The following is a 23,218-nucleotide window of genomic DNA, read 5'->3' on the forward strand; positions in this document are numbered from 1 at the left end:
TGTATGGGAGATATGATTAAAGGCAACCATGCTATAGCAGAAGCCGCAGTAAGATATGGCGCAAGATTGTATGCAGGATATCCAATCACGCCATCTACTGAAATAATGGAATATATATCTTGGAGAATGCCTGAAGTAGGTGGTGCATTTGTACAAGCAGAAAGTGAAATCGCTGGCATCAATATGGTGATAGGCGGGGCAGCGTGTGGTATTAGATCTTTTACGGCATCTTCAGGACCTGGTATCAGTTTAAAGCAAGAAGGTATTACCCAGTTATACGATGAGGAACTGGCTGCAGTTATCATCAACGTTGTTAGATATGGTAATGGTATAGGTACCTTATTTACAGCCCAGTGTGACTACCTTAGAGAAACAAGAGGTGGCGGTAATGGTGACTATAGAGCCATCGTACTTTGTCCAGAATCGATTCAAGAAGCTGTTGATTTATTAGGTGATGCATTTGATTTATCTGAAAAGTACCGTACTGTTGCAGTCTTAATGACTGAAGGTGCTTTGGGTCAGATGATGGAGCCTTGTAATTTGCCAGATTTTATAGAGCCTAAGAAAAATCCATGGGGATTTGACGGCAAGTATTCATATAAGAAAGTAGGTATCTTTGATAGAGATTCTATGAAAGAAGCTGTTTTAATCAATGAAAAACACAATGCTATTAAGGCCAATGAACAAAGATATGAAACAGTTGATGTAGAAGAGGCTGACTATGTATTTGTATCATTTGGTTTACCAGGTAGAGCAACGAAAGGCGCTATGAAACAGCTACAGGACAAGGGTCATAAGGTTGGTGTTATCAGACCGATTACTGCTTGGCCTTTCCCTGAAAAAGCATTTGAAAAAGTTAATCCTAATGTTAAAGGTTTCATTACAGTAGAAGCCAATGCAACAGGTCAGTTGGTTGAAGACGTTGCACTGACAGTTAAGAAGGTCTATGAAGATAACAAACCTGTTTACTGTTTACCATATGTTTACGGCATTCCAAAGCTGAAGCAGATAGGTGATGACTTTGAGCGTATTATCGCTGGTGAAATTAAGGAGGTATACTAATGCCTATAGCAAGAAAAGTTCCTGAAATAGCACAGAAGGCATCGACATTTTGTCCTGGTTGTGGACATGGTATTGCCATTCGTTTAATAACTGAGTGTTTAGAAGAATTAAATCAAGATAGAAATGTTATGTTTGGTATTGGTGTTGGATGTTCATCTTTATTAGGTGGCGTATTAGATACAGACAGACTTCACTGTTTACATGGTAGAGCATCAGCAGTCTGTACAGGTATGAAGAGGGTATCACCTGATCAAATGGTTATTTCTTATCAGGGCGATGGAGATGCCTACAGTATTGGTCTTGCTGAGACGACAAGTGCTGCTTATAGAAATGAAGGCTTTTCTGTCTTTGTTATCAATAATACCAATTATGGTATGACCGGTGGCCAAATGTCTAATACAACTTTACCAGGTCAAAAGACAACAACTTCAGTTCATGGTAGAGACTGTGAAACAACAGGTACACCTATTAAGTTTCCAGAGCTTGTTAGCAACCAGTTTAATGTGGCTTATGCAGCAAGGGGTGCTGTTACTAGTCCAGCTGAAGTAAACAAAACAAAAAAATATATCAAAGAAGCTTTACTTGCTCAGATCAATAAAGAAGGTTACTCTGTGGTAGAAATTTTATCACCATGCCCAACCAATTGGGGGATGACACCACTGAAGGCCATAGAACACATTAAAGATACTGTGCAGGAGTTCTTCCCATTAGGCGAGTTTAAGAAAAGGGAGGTCAAATAAATGAGAGAGTTAGTATTTGCAGGTTTTGGTGGTCAAGGTGTTTTGACATGTGGACTTATAGTATCAGAAATTGCTGTTAGAAAGGGTTTGAATGCTACATGGATACCATCTTATGGCTCTGCTATGAGAGGTGGAACAGCCAATTGTACAGTCAAGTATGGCAAGGATTTGATCTATAATCCATCACAAGAAGAACCCAATGTTCTTCTTGCTATGAACACACCATCCTTTAATAAATTCATCGATATTATGGCACCGAATGGTACCGTATTTATCAACTCTGACATGGTGACATATGATCCATCTAAAAGACCGGATCTAGAGTATGTCGAAATACCTTGTTCATCCTTATCTGAAAAGATAGATCATCCTAAGGGAGCCAATATCATTATGACAGGTGCAATACTCAAACATTTAGGTGAGTTTACAAGTATGGAAGCTGCAGATGGTATGAATGACTTATTTGAGAAAAAGGGAAAAGGCAAATTTAAAGCTATGAACACAAAAGCTTTAGAGATTGGTTTTGAATATAGATAAAGTATCAGACTTCGGTCTGATTACTTTTAAATCTGTATTGTCAGAATATTTAGATAACGAAAGGAGGGTTTGTAATTGTTGGGGTCGACTGTCAGCAAGTGTTATTATTCATGGTTTTATTTTGGGCAGTCTAAATATTAATTAGGGAGGATAAGAATGAAGGCAAAAGGAAAAATTACGTTATTTCACGCATTAATACCACTTTTATATTTAGTTGGGATATTATTTTGGTCAGTAACAGTTAGTCATGTGGACGCACATATTCCTATTATCAGTGCAGCAGTAGTAGCAATGGTTGTGGCACTGTCTGCAGGCGTACCATGGGACGATCTTGAAAAGGGTATCATAGAAACCATTAAGGTATCATCAGTGGCTTTAGTTATACTTATGATCATCGGTATGATCATCGGTACTTGGATACTAGGTGGTATCGTACCTACCATGATTTATTATGGTGTACAAATCTTAACACCAGGTATTTTCTTGGTAGCAACAACTTTGATTTGCTGTATTGTATCAGTTGCAACAGGCTCATCTTGGACAACTGCTGGTACAGTGGGTATCGCCTTGATTGGTGTTGGAACAACTTTAGGTATTCCACTTCCAATTATCGGTGGTGCAATTATTTCAGGCGCTTATTTTGGTGATAAAATGTCACCACTTTCAGATACAACAAACCTAGCACCGGCTATGGCAGGGGCGAACTTATTTGATCATATCAGACATATGTTCTATACAACAGGTCCGAGTTTGGTGATTTCACTTATCATCTTTGGTATCATCGGTTTAAAATATGCAGGTAATGCTATGGACGCAACGAACATTGACATTATTATTCAAGGTCTAGAAGCTAACTTTACAATCAATCCACTTATGTTGATTCCACCAATTCTAGTCATTGCACTAGTTGTATTAAAGATTCCTGCAATTCCAGGTTTATTTGCAGGTACAATTTTAGGTGGTCTCTTTGCAGCAGTTTTCCAAGGTGCTGGCTTAGCAGATATAATTAATGCTGCCCACTATGGTTATGCTTCAGAAACTGGTATTGAATTACTAGATTCCTTATTATCTCGTGGTGGTTTAGATTCTATGATGTGGACACTGTCACTGATACTATGTGCCATGACATTTGGTGGTATCATGGAAAAGTCAGGCATGTTACAAGCCATTGCAGATCAAATCATGAAACTTGCTCACTCTACAGGCAGTTTGGTCCTTGCAACCTTATTAACGTCTATGTCATTTAACTTGATTGCTGGTGACCAATACTTATCAATTGTTATTCCTGGTAGAATGTACAAGGACATTTATGCTCAAAGAGGACTTGCACCTAAAAACTTATCGAGATGTTTAGAGGATTCAGGTACACTTCTTTCACCACTTATTCCTTGGAACACTTGTGGTGCATTTATGATCACAACTTTAGGGCTCGCACCTTTTACCTATATACCATATTGCTTCTTGAATCTGATCAACCCATTGGTTTCATTATTCTATGGTTATACGGGTATCACAATGGAAAAAATTCAAGTAGAGCCAGAAGCACAAGCTTTAGAGGCTTAAGATTAAAAAATCATGAAAATGATTCCTTTTTACGATTCACGATTTGTGATAAAATAATATTGAAATAGATATTTATCTTTTACTAACGACCTATTTTTAAGGTCGTTTTTTTTGTTTTAATAGAATTATCTGAAAGTTTGTACAGATTTGCCACTGACTTGTGGTAATTTGTTGTCATGAATAAAAGTTTTATTGAAGATATAATGATATTGTCGAAAGATTACGTAATCCAAAATGCATGCGAAGAAAACCTTTACACACATGAGGGGGAGAATATGAGAGAAAAATTACAAACCTTTGCCGGTTCGATGATGGTACCGATTATACTGTTAGTCATCGTCGGTTTCTATGTAAGTATTGCCAGTTCATTTACAGGCTACATACTTACAGAAGGCACTTTGCTTTATAATTTATTTACTGTGATATCAAGTATAGGTTTTATGATTATGCGCTACTTACCATTTTGGTTTGCAGTTGGTGTAGCATTTGGTCTAGCTAAAAAAGAAAAGGGATGGGCTGCTTTTTCAGGACTTATTATGTTTATGTGTTTCAACACGGTAATCGGTACATATGCTGGTACTCAAGGTTGGAATATGGATACAGTGTCTGTATCTCATTTAGTTGATAACTTAGGTTGGGCAGCTGATAAGGCTAAAAACTTTAACTCACTTTGGAAAGACTTAGCAGGTATGTTTACATTTGATATGGGTATCTTCTCAGGTATCTTAACAGGTGTTGTAACATCTTTAATCCACAACAAGTGGTATAAGAAAACTTTACCTACAGTATTTTCATTCTTTTCAGGTCCAAAGTTTGTAATCATCATGATTACATTGATTTCTATACCTTTAGGTATTGCAGCATTTTATGTATGGCCAGTACTCGCAGCTGGTTTACAGGCAATGACTAAGTTTATAACCGCTTCTGGTTTATTTGGTACATTCCTATTTGGTGCAACTGACAAGGCCTTGTTACCGTTTGGCTTACACCACTTGATAGCATTCCCAATAGAGTACACACGTGTTGGTGGTGTTATGGAAATTGGTGGTCAAGTATATGAAGGTGTTAGAAACATTATCGTTGGACAGGCAGGTTCGCCAGATGCAACTGGTTATATTGTAAGAAACTTTACAACTGGTAGAATCTTATTCCAATTTGGTGGTTTACCGGGTGCGGCATTTGCAATGATGGCAACTGCTAAGCCAGAAAACAAGAAGAAAGTTGCTTCTATCGTAATTCCAGCAGCATTAACAGTTATGTTTGTTGGTATTTCAGAACCAATTGAATATACATTCTTATTTATCAATCCATTATTATACTATTTAATTCATGTGCCTTTATCAGGACTTGCATATGTATTAACAGAATTGACACAAGTATCAATTAATGGTCATGCTTTATTCTTTATGATTCCAAACTTATTCCAACCACATAAGGTACATGCATTGTCGCTGTTCTTATTGGTACCTGCTTATTTTGCAGCTTATTATTTCTCATTTAAGTGGGCAATTCTTAAGTGGAACATCAAGACACCAGGTCGTGGTGATGAGGAAGATGAAATTAAGTTCTACTCTAAAAAAGATTATAGAGATAAAAAAGATGGTTCTGCTTTAGCAAATGAAATCGTAGCACATTTAGGTGGTCCAGATAATATTGACAATATCACCAACTGTGCGACTCGTTTAAGAGTTACCCTTATTGATCCTAATAAGAGATCGGCTAACAATGTATGGGTATCTGATTTAAAAGCAAAGGGTGTTGTAGGTGATGGAAAGGCAATTCAAATCATCTATGGACCAGAAGTATCTACCATTGCAACAGAAGTAAAGGAAGTACTTGAGATTGACTAATATATGTGGTGGTATATCAGACTTTATGATGGACCGTGAAAAAGACTTCTTAGAAGATCTATCAGGTTTGATTGCCATCAATACTGAAGCTTCTGATGATTTAAAACCTTTTGGTAAAGGTGTTAGGTCAGGCTTTGATTATTTAATTGAAATAGCAAGAAAATATGGTCTTAACTATAAGGATGTGGATGGCTATGCCATTCACATTGATTATGGGACAGGCCCACTAATAGGACTACTCTGTCATGTAGATACAGTCGGTATCTATGAACCAGATAAATGGTTGACAGCGCCCTTTGAAATGACCTTAAAGGATCAAGTTCTTTATGGTAGAGGTGTCAACGACAACAAGGGGCCATTGATGGCTTGTCTGTACCTTTTGATCTATCTAAAGTCAAATAATATACAGCTAAACAATACCATACGCTTGATTGTAGGTGGGGCTGAGGAAACGACTTGGGAAGGGATAAAGTATTACTTTGAAAAAGAGGAAATGCCTGAAATCGGTATATCTCCAGATGGTAACTTTCCAATCGTCAATATAGAAAAAGGTGTCAGATATCTGAGACTGACAGGCAATGAAGATGCTTGTCTTGACTCTATAAAGTCAACTGGAGACAAAAGCAAGGTCTGTTCAAAGGTCATCTTAAAGGATTTTGATGGTGAAACCTGTTATTATGGCATATCAGCCCCTTCAAGGCATCCGACTAGAGGTGTAAATGCCATCATCAAAATGTGTGAAACCTACAAGAATCCTTTAGAGATATTTGAAAAAATGAAGCATTTTTATAAAAAAATGAACAAGGGTGACTTTACATGTAACTACAGTTCATTTAATTATTCAGGTAATACTTGGACCTTAGATTTGGATATAAGATGGGTTCATGATATCTTAGAAAAAGAAGTAGATGATTTGGTGGCTGAATATTTTAACGCCTCTGTAGAGGTTTTAAAGGAATCTAAAGACCGCTTGTATGTGCCTCCTAAAGACCCTTTTATAGGCATTCTTAAGAGAGCATACAAAGAGGTATTTAATAAAGAAGCTGAGCTTGTGACTAAAGGTGGCGCAAGTTATGCAAGAGTCTTAAAAAAAGGTGTGGCATTTGGACCTTGTCAAGAAGGACAGGTACCTAATCAACACCAGCCAAATGAGAATCAATCACTAGAAGGTCTTTATAAATCCCAAGAGGTTTATATGGCATTCTTAAAGGAGTGTGGCGCTTTTTATGAAACTAAGAATTATGGAAATCATCAAAATATTATTAGAAAGTGAAGAAGTTCTAACGATAAATGAAATCGCGAGAAGGCTCGATGTTTCTAATAAAACCATAAGAAATGATTTTTCTAAGGTTGATCATGTATTGAGTGAGAGCAAGCTTACACTGGTCAAAAGAGCTGGTATTGGTGTACACATAGAAGGAACGACCAAGGCAAAGCTGTCTATGCTTGCCAAGGCCAAAGGTTACAGGTCTTCTGGCCAAAAGCTTTCTTCTAGTGATAGACAGCTCTATATTTTGTACCAACTCCTAAATCAAAATAAAATCGTCAGAATTGGCGATTTAGAAGATGAACTATTTATCTCTAGACCTTCTGTTTATAAGGATATGGATAAAGTTCGTTATTGGTTAAAAGATAGGTCTATCAAACTTATTCATGAATCACGTAAGGGCTTTTACATTGAGTCTGGTGAAAAGAGAATAAGAAAAGCTTTATTCGACTTGTTTAGAGCCTGTTTAAAGCAGGACCAATTGATACATTTATTAAAATCTAAATATGAAACCATCGATTTTTATGCTTATGATCAAAAGTCAGAGCTTTATACCGTTGATTTTCAAGAAGTCTCAAAGGTTTTAAGAGAATACGAAAACCGCATAGGGGGTCATTTTATGACTGACTCCTTTAACAGGCTGACTTTGAAGTATTGTATTGCTCTTTCTAGATACAAGGATGGTCATGGTGCAACCATGAGAGATGATACCCTAGTAGAACTAGAAAGTCATAAGTATTATAAAATAATTGAAGACCTGTCTCATGTTTTATCTGAAATGATTGATAAAGACATTAACAGGCATGAAATGGCTTATTTATTTGGCATCACGTTGGGTACAGGAACCCATTACGATAAGAACAAGAATTTAAATCCTGACGTGATGACCATTAATAAGATCATCGCAAATGAAATTGTTGCCACAACTAAGAAACATTATGAAATTGTACATGAAGAGGCCTTTAATCACGGCTTATTACATCATTTAAAAACTGTAACCAACAAGATGAAATATGGTTTAGATTTTTATAATGAGCACCTAGAAGAAACCAAACTCAGGTACCCTGAGTTTTACGAAATTGCCAAAAGAGCGCTTCAGATCTTTAATGAATTTTACAATGAGACTTTGCCTGAAGAAGAGATTGGTTATATAACACTTCATATTGCTTCTGCTATAGAAAGAAGTAAAAAACCCCTAGAAGTATGTGTTATATATCATCATTCCTATAGTGAAACCAAGTTGATGCTTGAGTTTTTACACAACCGCTACAGGCAGTTAGACATAAAAAATGTTTATCCGGTTTCAATGTTCAATGAGGCACTTTTAGACAAACATGATATGGTGATTACCACATCAGAAATACAGAATTACAAAGATGAAAAGATAGTGATGCTACCGAGCATCTTGATTCATAATGATATGAAACAGTTTGAAGAATTGTTAAATGACATCTATGAAGAACACAATATGAAAAGATTAAGAAAAGCGAGGAAATAAAATGAAACATATCAAAATAGCTGCTGGTTTGGCACACGTTAATTACGGACACATTGCTGGTGTTGTTCAAGAAGCATTAGATGCAGGCGTCGATTACATCCATTCAGATGCGGCAGACATGCATGATTTAAAGAACATGCAATTAATGGGTGGTCACCAGATCATTGAAGGTATCAGACCTTTAACAGACAAGATGATTGAGTGTCACTTCTATACAAATACTTGTGACAGACTTTTTATAGAAAAGATTGCAGCGGCAGGTGCCAACATGCTTGTTTTACCGGCTGAACACTTTATTGGTGCACCACTTGCTTATATCATCAACTACTGTAGAGAGTTTGGCATGAAGGTGGGTTTAACAATTGGTTGCTATACACCACTATCATTTGTAGAAGAATCTATTTACGACATTGATAGACTCCATATTGTTGTTCATGGCGTTGATGAAACTGATGGCGCTGACAACTGGGGCTGGAGAAAGTCTTCTACAGATCTTGTAAGACGTGCTAGAAAGCTAATTGATGAAAAGAACCCTAAGTGTGAACTTGCAATTGACGGTGGTCTTCGTCATGATAACATGGAAAAACTGATTGAATGTGATCCTGATGTGGTTATCTTGTCTTCTGCAATCTTTAAGTATCCTGAGGGGATTGAAGCGGGTGTAAAGGCGTGTAGAAAGGCCATTGATGAAGCAGCTGAAAAGTTTGGTTTAGAATAATATCTTAAGTGTTATGATCCTCATAACACTTTTTTTTGCCTTTTTTTAGTGTAACTTCTTGCCACATGTTTATGTCATTATCTTGTTTTGTAAGAATTCTGAAAATGGAGTAATCTGTATGTAGACGGAGGTGTAAGATGTTTAAGAAACTTTTTAAAAGAAATAATGAAATAGAATTTTTAATGCCAATCAGCGGTAAGGTCTTGTCATTAGATTCAGCACCGGATCCTGTTTTTTCTGGCAAGATGATGGGTGACGGCTTCTGTATACTACCAGAGTCAGGTAAAGTTTACTCACCTGTTAGTGGTAAGATTGCCAGTGTGTTTCCAACAAAACACTGTGTAGGTATTGTAAGTGAAGCTGGCCATGAATGGTTGATTCACTTTGGTATGGATACAGTCAAATTAAACGGTGAAGGTTTTAATCTTCTGATAGAACAAGACCAAGATATAAAAGCTGGTGATCTTTTATTTGAAGTAGACTTAGAAGGCATCACACATAAGATTCCATCAACCATAACACCGGTTGTTTTAACAAACCTAGGTGATAAGAAGTTAAGCTTTAGTTTCACAGGTAATGTGATTAATAATGATAAATATACTATAGAGATTGAATAGGGAGGATCATATGAAGTACATGACAGCAGAACCATTTAGAATAAAAGTGGTTGAGCCAGTAAAGAAAACAACAAAAGAAGAAAGACAAGCTTGGTTACAAGAAGCAGGCTACAATGCATTTAAGTTAAAGGCAGAAAATGTTTACGTAGACTGTATCACAGATTCTGGTACATCGGCTATGTCTACTGAGCAGTGGGCAGCTATGATGTTAGGTGATGAATCCTATGCTGGTTGTAAGTCGTTTTATAAACTTGAGGAATCAGCAAGAGACGTATTCGGTATAAAAAATGTTCAACCGACGCATCAAGGTAGAGCAGCTGACTATATTATGGCATCTATCTACTGTGAAAAAGGCAAGTACGCTGTAGGAAACATGCACTTCGATACCTTTAGAGGTAATGCTGAAGTATTAGGTGCCATTCCTGTAGACTTCGTAATTGATGAAGGTCTTGACACAGCTTCAAGCGAACATCCTTTTAAGGGTAATCTAGATACAAACAAACTTCAGAAGTTAATTGATGAAAAAGGTGCAGATCAGATTTGTGTGATCATCATTACAGTAACTTGTAACAACAATGGTGGCCAGCCAGTATCTATGGCAAACATCAAAGCAGTTAGTGAGATTGCAAACAAACATGGTATTCCAGTAGTTATGGACTCTGCTAGACTTGCAGAAAACGCTTACTTCATCAAAACAAGAGAAGAAGGTTATGCAGATAAGTCAATCAAGGAGATTACAAGAGAGATGTTTTCTTACTGTGAGACCGCGACAATGTCATCTAAGAAGGATGGTCTTGTAAACATCGGTGGTCTATTCTTATCAAGAAATGAAGATGTATTCTTACAGGCAAATCAATTGGCAATTGTTCATGAAGGTTTCATCACTTATGGTGGTATGTCTGGTAGAGATATGGAAGCTTTAGCAGTTGGTTTACAAGAAGTATGTGACGAACAATATCTTGAATACAGAGTCAAGCAAGTTAAATACTTGGGTGATAAGTTAAAAGAAAAAGGGATTCCAATTGTTGAACCAACAGGTGGCCATGGTGTTTATGTAGATGGTAGAAGATTCTTCCCACAGATTCCTCAAAATGAGTTTCCATCTCAAAGACTTGTATGTGCACTTTATGAAGAAGCAGGTGTTAGAGCTGTAGAGTTAGGTGCTTGTGCATTTGGATCTAAAGATGCAGATGGTAACCCAATCTGGCCTGAGCTAGAAACAATGAGAATTTCAGTTTCAAGAAGAGTTTACACGAATAATCACTTAGACTGTATTGCAGAAGCTTTAGGCGATATCTATAAAAAACGTGATGAATACAAGGGTATGAAACTTGTTTATGAAGGACCTATTACTTCACTTCGTCACTTCACTGCAGGATTTGAACTGTTATAATGAAAATCGATAAATTTAGCAATCGCATTGCATTTGAAATCGGAAAGAAAGTCATAGAACTTGCTTTATCAAGAGATCAAAAAATAGGCTTGTTGATTGAAAGACTAAACCATCCAGTTATGTTTTACATGATGGATGGTTTGTCTAAAGATAAGGTGAACTGGCTTTATAGAAAATCAAACGCTGTTAAACACTTTGAAATGTCTACAAAAGATCTACAAGAGAAGATTAAAGAGGATATGGTCCTATCAAGCAAGTATGGCTTGGACTTAAGTGACTACACTTGTGTTCCTGGCGGTCTGCCGCTGTTTTTAGATGACAACCTAATTGGTGTGATTTCAGTGACAGGCTTATCACCTGATGAGGACCATGCTCTAGCGGTAGAAGCTTTTAATGCATACAAGAAAGAGGCTGAAAATGACTTATAGATTTTATCAACCGACCAAGATACATTTTGGCTGCGGTCAAGTAAATAATGTAGGAGATATTGTAAAAAGATATGGTAACAAGTGTCTTTTAGTGACAACAGAAGATGCCCCACCTTTAAATGACTTATACAAGCGTGTAAAAGAGATTTTAAGAGATTCAGGAATCGATGTGTGGCATTTTGATAAGGTTAAACCCAACCCCACTGTTGATATTGTAGAGGCAGGCATTAGGGCCTTAGACGCTTGTAATGCAGACCTAGTACTGACTGTAGGTGGTGGTTCGAGTATAGATACAGCAAAGTCTATTGCCTTACTAAGGGGACAAAACTTAGACTGGGATTACTACTTTGATAACTTGGACAATCCTTTTGGAGACTATGAAAAGTTAGGGGATATGCCTTTAGTATCCATACCTACTACAGCAGGAACAGGATCGGAAGTTACTCAGGCTGCTGTTATATCTAAGGGGGATGACAAGAGAACCATCTTTCATCCGGATAACTTTTCAAAAGAGGCTATATTGGATCCAGAGCTTTTATTAACCTTACCAAGAAGCTTGACTGCTTCTACAGGATTTGATGCTTTCAGTCATGCATTTGAATCTTATGTTAGCTCTAATTCAACGCCCCTAAGTGAAATGTATGCCTTTGAAGCCATGAAAATCATTTTGGATGTTTTACCGAGGGCTGTTGAAATGCCAGGTGAAATAAAGTACAGACAAGCACTTATGAGAGCGCAGATGCTAGCGGGGACTGCCCTTGCTAATGGTGGTGCCCATGCGCCACATCCTCTTAGCGAGATCATCGGTGGTATTACTCATATCAGTCATGGTGAGGCTTTGGCCCTTATTTATCCAGAGTTTATTCATGTATTTAAAGATGAACATGCTCAGAAGTTTGATAGGCTAGGTGACTTGTTTGAAGGTGATTTAGAATCAGGTGTTAAGTCATTTCTTGAGTCCATAGGCCTTTATAGAAAATTTGATGATTATCAAGTTTCTAAAGATCAAAAGGACCAAATAATGACATGTCCTGTATTAGGATTTTTACCTTTTGGTTCTAAAGAAAAATTGCAGTCGGTTATTGAAAAATCATACAATCGTTAAGGAGTAAACTATGGAAAAGACCATCAAAATAATCAATAAAACTGGCCTTCATGCCCGCCCAGTAACGCATTTTGTAAATGCCTGTAAAGCTTATGATGCAGAAATTTATTTACAAAAGGGTGATAGAAAAGTAAAGGGTGACAGCATTATATCAATCATGTCTTTAGGTGTAGGCTATGAAGATGAGTTAACAGTAAGTGCAAGTGGGCAACAAGCAGAAAAAGCTGTTGAAGAACTGGCAGCTTACCTGGCAAACTTTGAGGAATAAAATGAAAGTCTGTGTATTCGATTTGGATGGTACACTTCTGAGTTCTGACAAGGAAATTTTAAAGTCTTCACTAGAGGCCATCGATTTACTTAGAAAACATGATTACCATATTACAATAGCAACAGGTAGGTCTTATCAAATGGTAAAAAAGTACTCAAAACAATTGGGTATTTCTCTGCCTATTGTTCTATGTAACGGTGGTATGATTTATGACAATAAGACCTTTTCAAGACTACTGCCACTTCCCGATAAGGCTGTGAAGGAAATCATCTGTTATGCAAAGGCAACAAATCATTTCCTTCATGTGTACGATAAAGATCATATCTACAGTGAAATAAAAGATCATAAAATTATGGATGTAGAGGGTGAATTGATTTCTGTAGGCGATGAAAGCAAACTAAAAATCGTTGACCGTTTAGAAGATTTAAAGGATAAGATCTATAAGATACTCATTCCCTTTAAGTCTCAATCAGATAAAGAAGACTTGATTAAAAGATATAGGTCTGTTGAAGGGATTGCCTTATTTCCATCAGGTGGCGCATTAGAAGTGGTTCACAAGGATGCCTCAAAGGGAAATGGCGTGAAGTTTCTTTGTGAGTCTTTAAACATTGGGCCTGAAAATCTAATTGTCTTTGGTGACCAAGACAATGATATATCCATGTTTGAGTATGCCCATACGAGTATTGCCATGGGCAACTGCATCAATCATTTAAAAGACTATGCAACTTATGTGACATCAACAAATGACGATCATGGTATCAGTAAGGCTGTACATAAGTGGCTATTATAGGGGGAAAATGTGAAACTAAGAGGTATAGGTGCTTCTGATGGTATAGCTATTGGTAAGGCATTTAAATATGAAAAGATAAATTTAGATATAGTAAGAAGTGAAATAGAGGACATTCAAGGTGAGATAGAGTCCTTTAGAGAAGCGATTGACAAAACAGAGGCTTCTATTAAAGCCATTAAAGGGACCGTTACTAGAAACATTGATGCTGAACACGGTCTGATATTTGATGCTCATTTAGAGATTCTTAAAGATCCTGTTATGACTGATGAAGTTATATCCAAGGTGGAAGATGCTAAGATAAATGCGTCTTTTGCTCTGAAAGAAACAACAGATTTTTATGTATCATTATTTGATCAAATGGAAGATGAGTACTTGAAAAGCAGGGCTGTTGATATCAAAGATGTCTTCTTTAGAGTTCAGTGTTACTTGCATGGTGTAAAAATGAATGATTTATCAGGTATCAATGAGCCTGTCATCATTGTATGTGATGATCTAACACCTTCTGACACAGCACAACTGGATAAGTCTTTAATTTTAGGTTTTGTAACCAACATAGGTTCTCGAACGTCTCATTCGGCTATTATGGCAAGGACCTTAGAGATTCCTGCAGTATTAGGTACAGGCAGTGTGACTGAAGCCGCTTGCCATGGTTGTGAGATGATTCTAGATGGGCAGGACGGCCAAGTCATCATAGAACCTAATCATGAAGACATTGAAGCATATGAGAAAAAACATTTGGAATTGTTAGAAGTTAAGAAATTGCTTTCTAAGTATAAAGAAAGGGAAACACTGACAAGGTGTGGTCATCATATAGAGTTAGCTGCCAATATTGGTTCTTATGATGATATAGAAGGTGTACTGAAAAATGGAGCCGAAGGAATTGGTTTGTTTAGAACTGAATTCTTATATATGAATCGAGACGATTTTCCATCTGAAGAAGATCAGTTTCAAGCCTATAAAAAAGTATTAGAGGCAATGGATGATAAACCTGTTGTAATAAGAACACTTGATATAGGTGGAGATAAACACTTGTCTTATATGCCTTTAGATGAGGAGTTAAACCCATTCTTAGGTCATAGGGCTATCAGATTATGTTTAGAAAAAACAGATGTCTTTAAGACGCAGTTAAGAGCACTTTTAAGGGCAAGTATTTATGGTAACTTAAAAATTATGTTCCCAATGATTGCAACGATTGGTGATTTTACAAATGCAAAGGCTGTTTATGATGGTGTTAAGGCTGATCTTAAAAAAGAAGGGATTTTAGTTAGTGATGAAATAGAGCTTGGTATCATGGTGGAGATTCCTGCTGCAGCACTTTTAGCAGATCAGTTTGCCAAACATGTGGATTTCTTTTCTATAGGGACCAATGACTTGATTCAATACACTTTTGCAGCAGACAGGATGAATGAAAAAGTATCGTATCTATATCAACCTTTTAATCCATCACTTCTAAGATTGATTAAAATGGTTTCGGATGCTGCTCATAAGGAGAACAAGTGGCTAGGTATGTGTGGTGAAATGGCTGGTGACCTTTTAGCTGGACCCCTATTAGTGGGCCTTGGCTTAGATGAATTGTCAATGAGTCCATCAAGTATCTTACCACTACGTAAAAGATTGACCGAGTTAAATAAAAGTGAACTAGAATCACTTGGTCAAAAAACCTTAACATGTGCATCTAGTGAAGATGTTTTAAATCTAATAAAGGGGATTGAATCGTAATGATTCAATCCTTATTGTTTTGGTCTGATTGCCATTTCTTTGGTGACAGACCTTTTATTTTTTTAAAGGCTTTTGTGTAATGAGCAGGTGAACTGTAGGCAAACATATAGGCTATTTCATTGACAGAATAGACCTTGGAAGAAAGTAGGGGAAGGGATTCATCGATCTTTAGCTGATGGATGTAATCACTTAATGTAAGGTCCATTTCTTCTTTAAAAAGTCTAGACAAATGTTCCCTGCTAAGGTGCAGGTGACTTGCTATATCAGTCACACTGATTTTGTCAGTTAGGTGCTGTCTGATGTAGATGATGGCTTCTTTAACGGAACTTGAAAGATTTTTAAGTCCATACTTTTTTACTGAAGATGCATAATCAACTGCCATATCTCTTTGAAGTTTAGTGATGGCATCGACTGTAAATTGTTCTTCTATAAGAATGGCATAATGATAGGACATATTATGAGCGATAGACCTAGACAAGCCACCCTTGATGGCAGCACGAACCGATATGGAGTTGAGTGTTATGGCAAAGTTTTTTACTTCTCTTAAAGGATCGCTAGGATAACGAGTTGGTAAAGTAAAGGAGGCTTGAGTAGATTTGAATAGTTCTTTTATCCTTTCAACATCTCCAAGTTCTATTGTCTTTAAAAAGAGTTCCTCCCTATCATAGTTGGCCTCGATAAAATCATAAGATGCAAACTTGTTGCTATGATTAGGTTTACTTGAACTGATTTCTATATCATAATCGATTGTTTTGATGATCATATCTTTAGGACTGGCAAAAAAATAATCACTAAAAAGAGAAACAATATTTTCTATTTGGTCCTGAGTGTAGTAGGGAACAATTTTGTAAAAGGATTCAAGTATAAAATTATTTTCAGAACTTAACTTCATTTTATAGCCCAGATACTTAATCTCTTCTGCTGTTAGATGTTTCTTTATCATAGGACCGATGGTGATGGTGTATATTTTGTCTCTTATTTCAATTTTTGGCCAAGAGATGTAGGTAAACTGAAAGGGATCTGTTAGTTCATAAACATGATTGTTAACGTTTATACTTTTTAGCGCCTTGTAATCTTCTATATCGTGTACTGTATTTAAGATAAAACTTTCAAGAAAATCAGGTGTTTCAATGGACCTGTATTCATGGTTGATATCCTCTATATGAACATATATGTTACTCGAAAATACGGTCACAAGGTTTTGACATTTGCTCAATAATGAAATCATTTGATACTCCTATCACAATTGTATATATTGATATCACCATCGTATATGAAATGCTTTGTTGAGTCAAGCTATACTTAATATAGTAAAAGGAAAACGTTATCTATATGAAAGGCAGTAAGATGAGTAAAAAAGTTTGTATTAACAGTGAGTGGCAGTTTTTATTAAAAGATTTAGAGAGACAAGATTTATCTTCACAAGATTTTAGCTTGGTAGAGTTACCGCATACATGGAACAACATTGATGGTGTATCAGGTGGCAATGATTATCATAGAGGCAAAGCTTGGTATCTTAAGAAATTAGATATTGATTCGAAGCACCAAGGAAGCATCTTTTTGGACTTTGAAGGTGTCAACAGCATTTGCGATGTTTATCTGAATGACCAACATTTAGGCAGACATGAAGGTGGTTACTCTGGATTTAGATACGACATTACTGAGCTTGTATCGGAAGAAAACAAACTAGAGGTATTAGTTGACAACAGCCATGATGAAACAGTATACCCATTATTTGCTGACTTCACATTCTATGGTGGTATCTATAGAGATGTTAATATTATTTATACAAATGATGTGCATTTTAATAAAATGGATTTGGCATCAACTGGCGTATATATCAGCCAAAATGATGTGACAGATACATATGCAAAAGTGAATGTAAAAGCACTAGTATGCGCGAATGAAGAAAAAGAAGTTTCAGTTCAAGCTGCTTGGTACGATGCAGATGGCAAGCTTGTATTATCGGATGAGATTTCTAAAACAGTTTCTGGTCAAGATACCATTGAAATGGACATGTTAATTGAAAATCCTGTACTTTGGAATGGTGTAGAAAATCCATACCAATATAAGTGTTTGGTATATTTAAAGGTTGACGGTGACATTCTTGATACTGAGGAAATCATGATCGGTCTTAGATATTTTGAATTTGATGAACAAAAAGGCTTTTTCTTAAATGGCAAACGTCTTCAGTTAAATGGTGTCAGTAGACATCAAGATAGAGCCGAAGCAGGTAATGCCTTGACGCATGAACACCAGTTAGAGGACATGGCTATTATAAAAGAGATGGGTGCTAACTCAATTAGATTAGCACATTATCAACATAATCAGTTCTTCTACGACTTATGTGATAAAGAAGGTATGGTTGTTTGGGCAGAAATCCCATACATTTCTAAAACTTCTGATACAGACGCAACAGCTTCTAATGCTATTTCTCAAATGAGAGAACTGATTAGACAATCCTATAACCATGCATCAATTGTCATGTGGGGTGTTCAAAATGAAGTTGGTATGTTTGGTGAGGAAAAACCTCTTGAGCAAATTGCAAGGGAAATTCATGATGTTGTTAAGGAAGAAGATACAACTAGAGTGACAACTCAAGCTCAAGTAATGATGATTCAGGAAGATGATCCGGCACACTACGCGACAGATACAGTAGCATGGAACAAGTATTATGGCTGGTATGTTGGTGAAGCAGAAGAGTTTATTCCTTTTATAGAGAAGTTTAGAGAAATCAACCCAAATAAGGCTTTCGGTATCTCAGAATATGGTGCTGAGGGAATCTTAAACTGGCATTCAGACGAGCCAAAAGTAAAGGACTACACAGAAGAATATCATGCTATTTATCATGAGAAAACATTAAAAATCTTTAACCAGTATGATTTTATCTGGGGTACTTACGTTTGGAATATGTTTGACTTTGGATCAGATATGAGAGACGAAGGTGGCGTCCAAGGCATGAACAACAAGGGTCTTGTAACTTTTGATAGAAAAACTAGAAAAGACGCTTTCTATTTCTATCAGTCAATGTGGTCTGATAAGCCAATGCTTCACATCACTTCTAAGAGATTTGTAGACAGACACCTAGATCAAATTACTGTAAAAGTATATTCTAACCAAGATGATGTAAAACTGACACACAATGGTCAGGAAATCTCACTTGGCAAAAGAGAAGACACAGTTTATTATTTCGATGTTTTATTAGCAGAAGGTCAAAATTTAATAGAAGCATTTGCTGGTGATTTATCTGATAAGACTGTATTTAATAAAGTTCATGAAATGAATATGGACTATGTATTACCAAAGGATGAAAATACATCAGCATTTAACTTGGTTGATGGTGAAAATGTAAAGAACTGGTTTACTGACGAAGTGAACATGTCTATGGAGATGATCTTTAATGAAGGTTGCTTTTCAATTAAAGATAAGATAGGTGATATCATTGATCATCCTGAAGGGGATGAAGTCTTAAGAAAATATATAGCACCTATGTTTGAACACTCAATGTTCAATATGGCAAAAGGTTTTTCGCTAGACACTTTAGCTGGTATGCAACCAGATTCAATGCCACAAGCTTTACTTGTCATGATTAACAATGAACTTAATCAGATAAAAAAGCAGGTGTAGTATGGGAAAATTATCTTTTAAGAATAAATTTGGTTATGCAATTGGTGATATGGCAAATGGTTTAACATTTGCCATGTCAGCTGGATTCCTATTATCTTTTTATGTAGATGTTTTAGGCATCACTGGAGCTGCAGCTGCGACCTTATTTCTTGTAGCAAGAATGTGGGATGCCATTAACGATCCCATGATGGGCAGTTTCACAGATAAGATGTTTAAAAAAAGACTAAAGAAAAAGACCAGTAAAAAAGTAGATAAGTTCAGACCTTACTTACTTATGGGTTCATGGCCTGTTGTTATCATGGCAATTCTTATGTTCTTCTCACCGGATGGTTTGGGCTCTGGTCAAAAGCTTATATGGGCTTATGTAACATATATCGGCTGGGGAATGGCTTATACCTTTATCAATATCCCATATGGTTCTATTGCAGCTGTTATGACTCAAGAACCATCGGAAAGAGCATCGCTTTCAGTTGCAAGAGGATTGGGCGGTATGGTTGGTAATATCTTACCAAGGATTATTGTACCAGTATTTTTAACTTCTTTTGCAACAGACCAGCAAAAGGGTTATCTGATAGCTATGGCTGTTATGGGACTGGTAGCTTTTGTCGGTTATTTGGTGACATACTTCACTTTAGAAGAAAGAGTAGCTGTTAAAGAGAGTAAAAATGAAAATGTTTCTTTGATTTCTGCAGTAAAGGTACTAAGAAAAAATCGTCCATTTATTGCTGTTTCAGTTGCATCTATCGCCATGTTAACAGGTATGTTAACCAATCAGGCAATGAGTGTCTTCTATTTTAGAGAAAATCTTGACGCTTTATCAGCCATGGGTATTACAGCAGTCATCCAGATGGTTCCTATGCTGTTTTTAGCACCAGTTTTATCTAAGGTCGTTAAAAGATTTGGAACTAAAAAAGTTGTTTCACTGTCAAGTGTCGTTTCTGCTGTTTTCTTAGGCATCTTAATGTTCTTACCTGATAATCTTTTTACTTATGTAGGCTTCTTCTTTGTAGGCTCGCTTATGATGACTGTACCAAACATGCTTATATGGGGTATGGTATCAGATACCATTGATTACAACCAATATCTTTGTGGTGAAAGAAGTGAAGGTATTATCTATGGATCCTATAGTTTTGTAAGAAAAACAGGTCAGGCTATTGCAGGTTTTATAGCAGGTATGGGTATTACAATTGTTGGCTACACACAAGGTCTTGAAATGCAATCTGCCCAAACCTTGTTCGGTATTAAGTTTCTGACTATCGGATTTCCAGCAGCAGGTATGTTAATTGCCTTTTTAGCATTCCGTTATATCTGGAACTTAACGCCTGAAATGAAATTAAAAGTAGATGAGGCAATTAGCGCTTAAAGGGGGGCTGTATCAATGATACAGCCTCTTTAAATGCTTTGGATGAACTGAAAAGAAGATGAAACAAGCTCATTAATGCCTTCTTCTTCCATAGGATAATGACCAGCTCCTGGTAGGACTTTAATCTTAAAATTTGATTTTAAATCTCTTAAGCTGAGTTTGGAATGATGAAGTGGTGTCCACCTATCTTTTTCAGGTTGAGTCAATAAAATTGGACATTTTTCAAAATTCTTAGGTTCAATGTCTGGTATGTAGTTTGAATAAGAATTTAAGAACTGGATTTGAGCTTTCCCACCACCAGAAGTTTCGTCTTTCATCATTATTTTCAAAGCCTCTGGATGGTTAGTCAAAGCAGACATCTTTGAGACTTGTTTCATTTTTAAATTAAGTCTTTTCAACCCTATTTTGGATGCTGTACTTAAGAAGGGAACGGACATTTTACTCATAGATTTTGAAATAGCAGTTTCTTCTCTAATAAGAGACATTCTTTGATCCAAAAAACACATGCCTATGATACCATCCACTTTGGTAAGTTTACATGCAGCGTGATAGGTAAGCATACCGCCAGCGCTTAAACCATAGAGTATAACTTTCTTATCGTCCTTGGAGTGTTCGTTAACAAAATCCGAAAAGCAGTCAACCCAGTCATCGTAAGTCACATCTCTTTGTATGCAGTTGGTCATACCATAACCAAGATTATCTATTGCTAATACTTCATAACCTAGATGAGCCATTTTTTCACCAAATATAAGATTTAATAGGCGACTGTTGGTTCCGACACCGTGATGTAAAAAAATTCTGTGACTTGCCTTTGGATTCTCATATTTTTCAACATGAATAGCATTGCCACGCCATTTCCAAAAGGATTCTTTAGGTAATTTTTTCATCTGTAACGACTTTGGTAACAAGTTGTTTACTTTCTTCCATGCTTGATTAGACTCATAATATTCAAGTCTGGGATTTGTGTTGTACATTTGTCCTCCTTATTTTATTTAGACCGGTTTACTTAAATTTTATCATGATATTATGAATTGTCAACATGAATAACAAAAAAACATTGGTGAAGTTCTCGAATCGGGAATTGTGTCAAAAATTACACTTTTTTTGATGTGTAATAAAGCGGCTTTGGCCTATTGTTGTAGGTTTATTTTAGGCGCATAATTAAATTGTGCACAGGATGAAATAGACGTCTAACTATACATAAAGGAGAATGTAATGATAGATATGTTAACTATTCTTGATAAGGCAAATCAAGATTCTGAACTGAAAAGAAACTTAAGGTATTTAGAAGCAACCTTAAAAGTTGGTTTTGGTCAAGAAGAACATTATTATGCGATTTCTAATGGACAACTTTCGCCAGTTGAGCCATGTGAAACATCTATTGAGTTGTCAGGTGACTTGGCGGTGTGGCAAGAGGTATTAAAACCACTTCCTAAACCATTTTATCATCAGGTATCTTGTGCGATGAACTACGGATTGAAGTATGAAAGTATAAATCCAGTTACTCAGATACAGTATTTACAAGGCTTTGAACGTTTAGTTATTTTAATGCGAGAAGAACATAATAAAGGTGGTATGTAATGAGTAAATTTGAAGATGTAACAGGTAGATATTTAAATGTAGAAATTGATGGTATTCAGTATCGAGGTTATGTAGAAGAGGTGGGTGAGGGCATTCCTTTAATGCTACAACATACAGCTGGTTCGGATTCTCGACAGTATAGGTTTTTAATGAATGATGAAGAAGTTACAAGTAAGTTTAAACTGATCGCTTATGATTTACCTTTTCATGGCAAATCATTACCACCGTTAAATATTGAGTGGTGGAAAGATACGTATTCATTGAAAAGAGATTTCTTTATGAAATATATCCTTGCATTAAAAGATGCATTAAATTTAGAACAACCTGTATTTATGGGTTCTTCTATGGGTGGTCATATGGCTGCAGATTTAGCATACTATCATCCTGATAAGTTTAGTGCTGTTATTGGTCTTGAGGCTGCTTTATACACAGAGGCTGAAAATATGCCAACATTAAGATATTTGTCTGATAATCCTCAGATTGGCCGTGACTATCTTGGATATAGTATGTATTCAGCTATGGCGCCAGATGTACCAGAACGTTTTAAACAAGAGATTGCATATTGTTATAATCAGGGAGGTCCAGGTATATTTGCAGGAGATATTGATTATTATGCCTTTGATCATGATTTAAGAGGCAAGGCTGATCAAATTGATACTAGAGAATGTATGGTATACCTTTTATGGGGAGAATACGATTTCGCAACACCACCAGAAGTTTGTCAAAAGTTAGCAGATGAAATCAAGGGTTGTAAAGGATCTTTGATGAAGGGTTTAGGACATTTCCCTATGACTGAATCATATCTTAGATTTAAAAATTATTTAATGCCTTTCCTAAATGAGATAGTAGAAAACAGATGAAGATAAAGATTATTAACAAGGAGTTCTTTCAGAATCATGTATTTGATTCTGAAGGAACTTTAGATTTAGAATCTATGAGTACGATAACTGATATTATGATGAAGATGGACTTAGAAACATATGAGTTAAAAGGACTGATTCCTGTTGTAAATGGAATAAGAGTGGATGTCTCATACAACTTGCAGGACCATGATACAGTCAGTTTTATCAGCATCTCATGTAACGGATAAAG

Annotated in this window: 22 protein-coding genes; 20 read left to right on the top strand and 2 right to left on the bottom strand. The window is 36.4% G+C overall.

What is annotated here, in order from left to right:
• Positions 1–3 precede the first annotated feature (3 nt).
• From EZV73_RS02600 to ptsP, 15 genes are all read left to right on the top strand, one after another.
• The gene (locus EZV73_RS02600) at positions 4–1,062 is read left to right on the top strand and encodes a 3-methyl-2-oxobutanoate dehydrogenase subunit beta (RefSeq protein ID WP_240838037.1); all 1,059 of its coding nucleotides are present in this window, start codon (positions 4–6) and stop codon (positions 1,060–1,062) included.
• Positions 1,062–1,802: a thiamine pyrophosphate-dependent enzyme gene (locus EZV73_RS02605; RefSeq protein ID WP_240838038.1), complete on the top strand. Its 741-nt coding sequence runs from the start codon at positions 1,062–1,064 to the stop codon at positions 1,800–1,802. The genes EZV73_RS02600 and EZV73_RS02605 overlap by 1 nt, the downstream gene beginning before the upstream one ends.
• Entirely contained in the window at positions 1,803–2,339 is a 537-nt protein-coding gene (locus EZV73_RS02610; RefSeq protein WP_240838039.1) for a 2-oxoacid:acceptor oxidoreductase family protein, read from the top strand.
• Between the two features lie 156 nt (positions 2,340–2,495).
• A complete protein-coding gene (gene nhaC / locus EZV73_RS02615) occupies positions 2,496–3,902 on the top strand; it encodes a Na+/H+ antiporter NhaC (protein ID WP_240838040.1) in 1,407 nt (468 codons plus the stop codon).
• A gap of 275 nt (positions 3,903–4,177) precedes the next feature.
• Entirely contained in the window at positions 4,178–5,752 is a 1,575-nt protein-coding gene (locus EZV73_RS02620) for a PTS transporter subunit EIIC (protein WP_240838042.1), read from the top strand.
• On the top strand, positions 5,745–7,025 hold the full coding sequence (locus EZV73_RS02625; protein ID WP_240838043.1) for a M20/M25/M40 family metallo-hydrolase: 1,281 nt from the start codon (positions 5,745–5,747) through the stop codon (positions 7,023–7,025). The genes EZV73_RS02620 and EZV73_RS02625 overlap by 8 nt, the downstream gene beginning before the upstream one ends.
• Positions 6,979–8,517: a transcription antiterminator gene (locus tag EZV73_RS02630; RefSeq protein WP_240838044.1), complete on the top strand. Its 1,539-nt coding sequence runs from the start codon at positions 6,979–6,981 to the stop codon at positions 8,515–8,517. Before EZV73_RS02625 ends, EZV73_RS02630 begins: the two co-directional genes overlap by 47 nt.
• A gap of 1 nt (position 8,518) precedes the next feature.
• Positions 8,519–9,235, top strand: a complete 717-nt coding sequence (locus EZV73_RS02635; protein WP_240838045.1) for a ribulose-phosphate 3-epimerase — start codon at positions 8,519–8,521, stop codon at positions 9,233–9,235.
• A 137-nt stretch (positions 9,236–9,372) separates the two neighbouring features.
• Entirely contained in the window at positions 9,373–9,852 is a 480-nt protein-coding gene (locus tag EZV73_RS02640; protein ID WP_240838046.1) for a PTS glucose transporter subunit IIA, read from the top strand.
• A gap of 10 nt (positions 9,853–9,862) precedes the next feature.
• Complete coding sequence (locus EZV73_RS02645; protein WP_240838047.1) at positions 9,863–11,245, top strand: tryptophanase; 1,383 nt, start codon at positions 9,863–9,865, stop codon at positions 11,243–11,245.
• Positions 11,245–11,673, top strand: coding sequence for a heme-binding protein (locus tag EZV73_RS02650; protein WP_240838048.1), 429 nt, complete (start codon positions 11,245–11,247; stop codon positions 11,671–11,673). The genes EZV73_RS02645 and EZV73_RS02650 overlap by 1 nt, the downstream gene beginning before the upstream one ends.
• Positions 11,663–12,778: an iron-containing alcohol dehydrogenase gene (locus EZV73_RS02655; RefSeq protein ID WP_240838049.1), complete on the top strand. Its 1,116-nt coding sequence runs from the start codon at positions 11,663–11,665 to the stop codon at positions 12,776–12,778. Before EZV73_RS02650 ends, EZV73_RS02655 begins: the two co-directional genes overlap by 11 nt.
• Positions 12,779–12,788: 10 nt before the next feature.
• Positions 12,789–13,046 (top strand): HPr family phosphocarrier protein, encoded by a 258-nt coding sequence (locus EZV73_RS02660; RefSeq protein ID WP_240838051.1) that lies wholly within the window; start codon positions 12,789–12,791, stop codon positions 13,044–13,046.
• Position 13,047: 1 nt separating this feature from the next.
• Positions 13,048–13,836: a Cof-type HAD-IIB family hydrolase gene (locus EZV73_RS02665; RefSeq protein WP_240838053.1), complete on the top strand. Its 789-nt coding sequence runs from the start codon at positions 13,048–13,050 to the stop codon at positions 13,834–13,836.
• A 9-nt stretch (positions 13,837–13,845) separates the two neighbouring features.
• Positions 13,846–15,555: a phosphoenolpyruvate--protein phosphotransferase gene (gene ptsP / locus EZV73_RS02670; protein WP_240838055.1), complete on the top strand. Its 1,710-nt coding sequence runs from the start codon at positions 13,846–13,848 to the stop codon at positions 15,553–15,555.
• 4 nt (positions 15,556–15,559) lie between these two features.
• On the opposite strand, the gene EZV73_RS02675 is transcribed toward ptsP, so the two are convergent.
• Positions 15,560–16,783 (bottom strand): AraC family transcriptional regulator, encoded by a 1,224-nt coding sequence (locus tag EZV73_RS02675; protein ID WP_240838057.1) that lies wholly within the window; start codon positions 16,781–16,783, stop codon positions 15,560–15,562.
• 119 nt (positions 16,784–16,902) lie between these two features.
• Between EZV73_RS02675 and EZV73_RS02680 the strand changes: the two genes are divergently transcribed.
• On the top strand, positions 16,903–19,182 hold the full coding sequence (locus EZV73_RS02680) for a glycoside hydrolase family 2 protein (RefSeq protein ID WP_240838059.1): 2,280 nt from the start codon (positions 16,903–16,905) through the stop codon (positions 19,180–19,182).
• A gap of 1 nt (position 19,183) precedes the next feature.
• A complete protein-coding gene (locus EZV73_RS02685) occupies positions 19,184–20,545 on the top strand; it encodes a glycoside-pentoside-hexuronide (GPH):cation symporter (protein WP_240838061.1) in 1,362 nt (453 codons plus the stop codon).
• A gap of 29 nt (positions 20,546–20,574) precedes the next feature.
• Here the strand turns inward: EZV73_RS02685 and EZV73_RS02690 are convergent, their stop codons facing one another.
• Entirely contained in the window at positions 20,575–21,519 is a 945-nt protein-coding gene (locus EZV73_RS02690; protein WP_240838063.1) for an alpha/beta fold hydrolase, read from the bottom strand.
• Positions 21,520–21,760: 241 nt separating this feature from the next.
• Between EZV73_RS02690 and EZV73_RS02695 the strand changes: the two genes are divergently transcribed.
• Genes EZV73_RS02695 through EZV73_RS02705 form a run of 3 tightly spaced genes read left to right on the top strand, consistent with a single transcriptional unit; the run spans position 21,761 to position 23,216 of the window.
• Positions 21,761–22,126 carry a hypothetical protein gene (locus EZV73_RS02695; RefSeq protein ID WP_240838065.1) on the top strand — a complete coding sequence of 122 codons (366 nt, stop codon included), beginning with the start codon at positions 21,761–21,763 and terminating at the stop codon, positions 22,124–22,126.
• Entirely contained in the window at positions 22,126–22,986 is an 861-nt protein-coding gene (locus EZV73_RS02700; RefSeq protein ID WP_240838067.1) for an alpha/beta fold hydrolase, read from the top strand. The genes EZV73_RS02695 and EZV73_RS02700 overlap by 1 nt, the downstream gene beginning before the upstream one ends.
• Positions 22,983–23,216 (top strand): hypothetical protein, encoded by a 234-nt coding sequence (locus tag EZV73_RS02705; RefSeq protein WP_240838069.1) that lies wholly within the window; start codon positions 22,983–22,985, stop codon positions 23,214–23,216. The genes EZV73_RS02700 and EZV73_RS02705 overlap by 4 nt, the downstream gene beginning before the upstream one ends.
• Positions 23,217–23,218: the final 2 nt, after the last annotated feature.

It is taken from the genome of Acidaminobacter sp. JC074 (assembly GCF_022496765.1).
Taxonomy (GTDB): Bacteria; Bacillota; Clostridia; order Peptostreptococcales; family Acidaminobacteraceae; genus JABXKX01.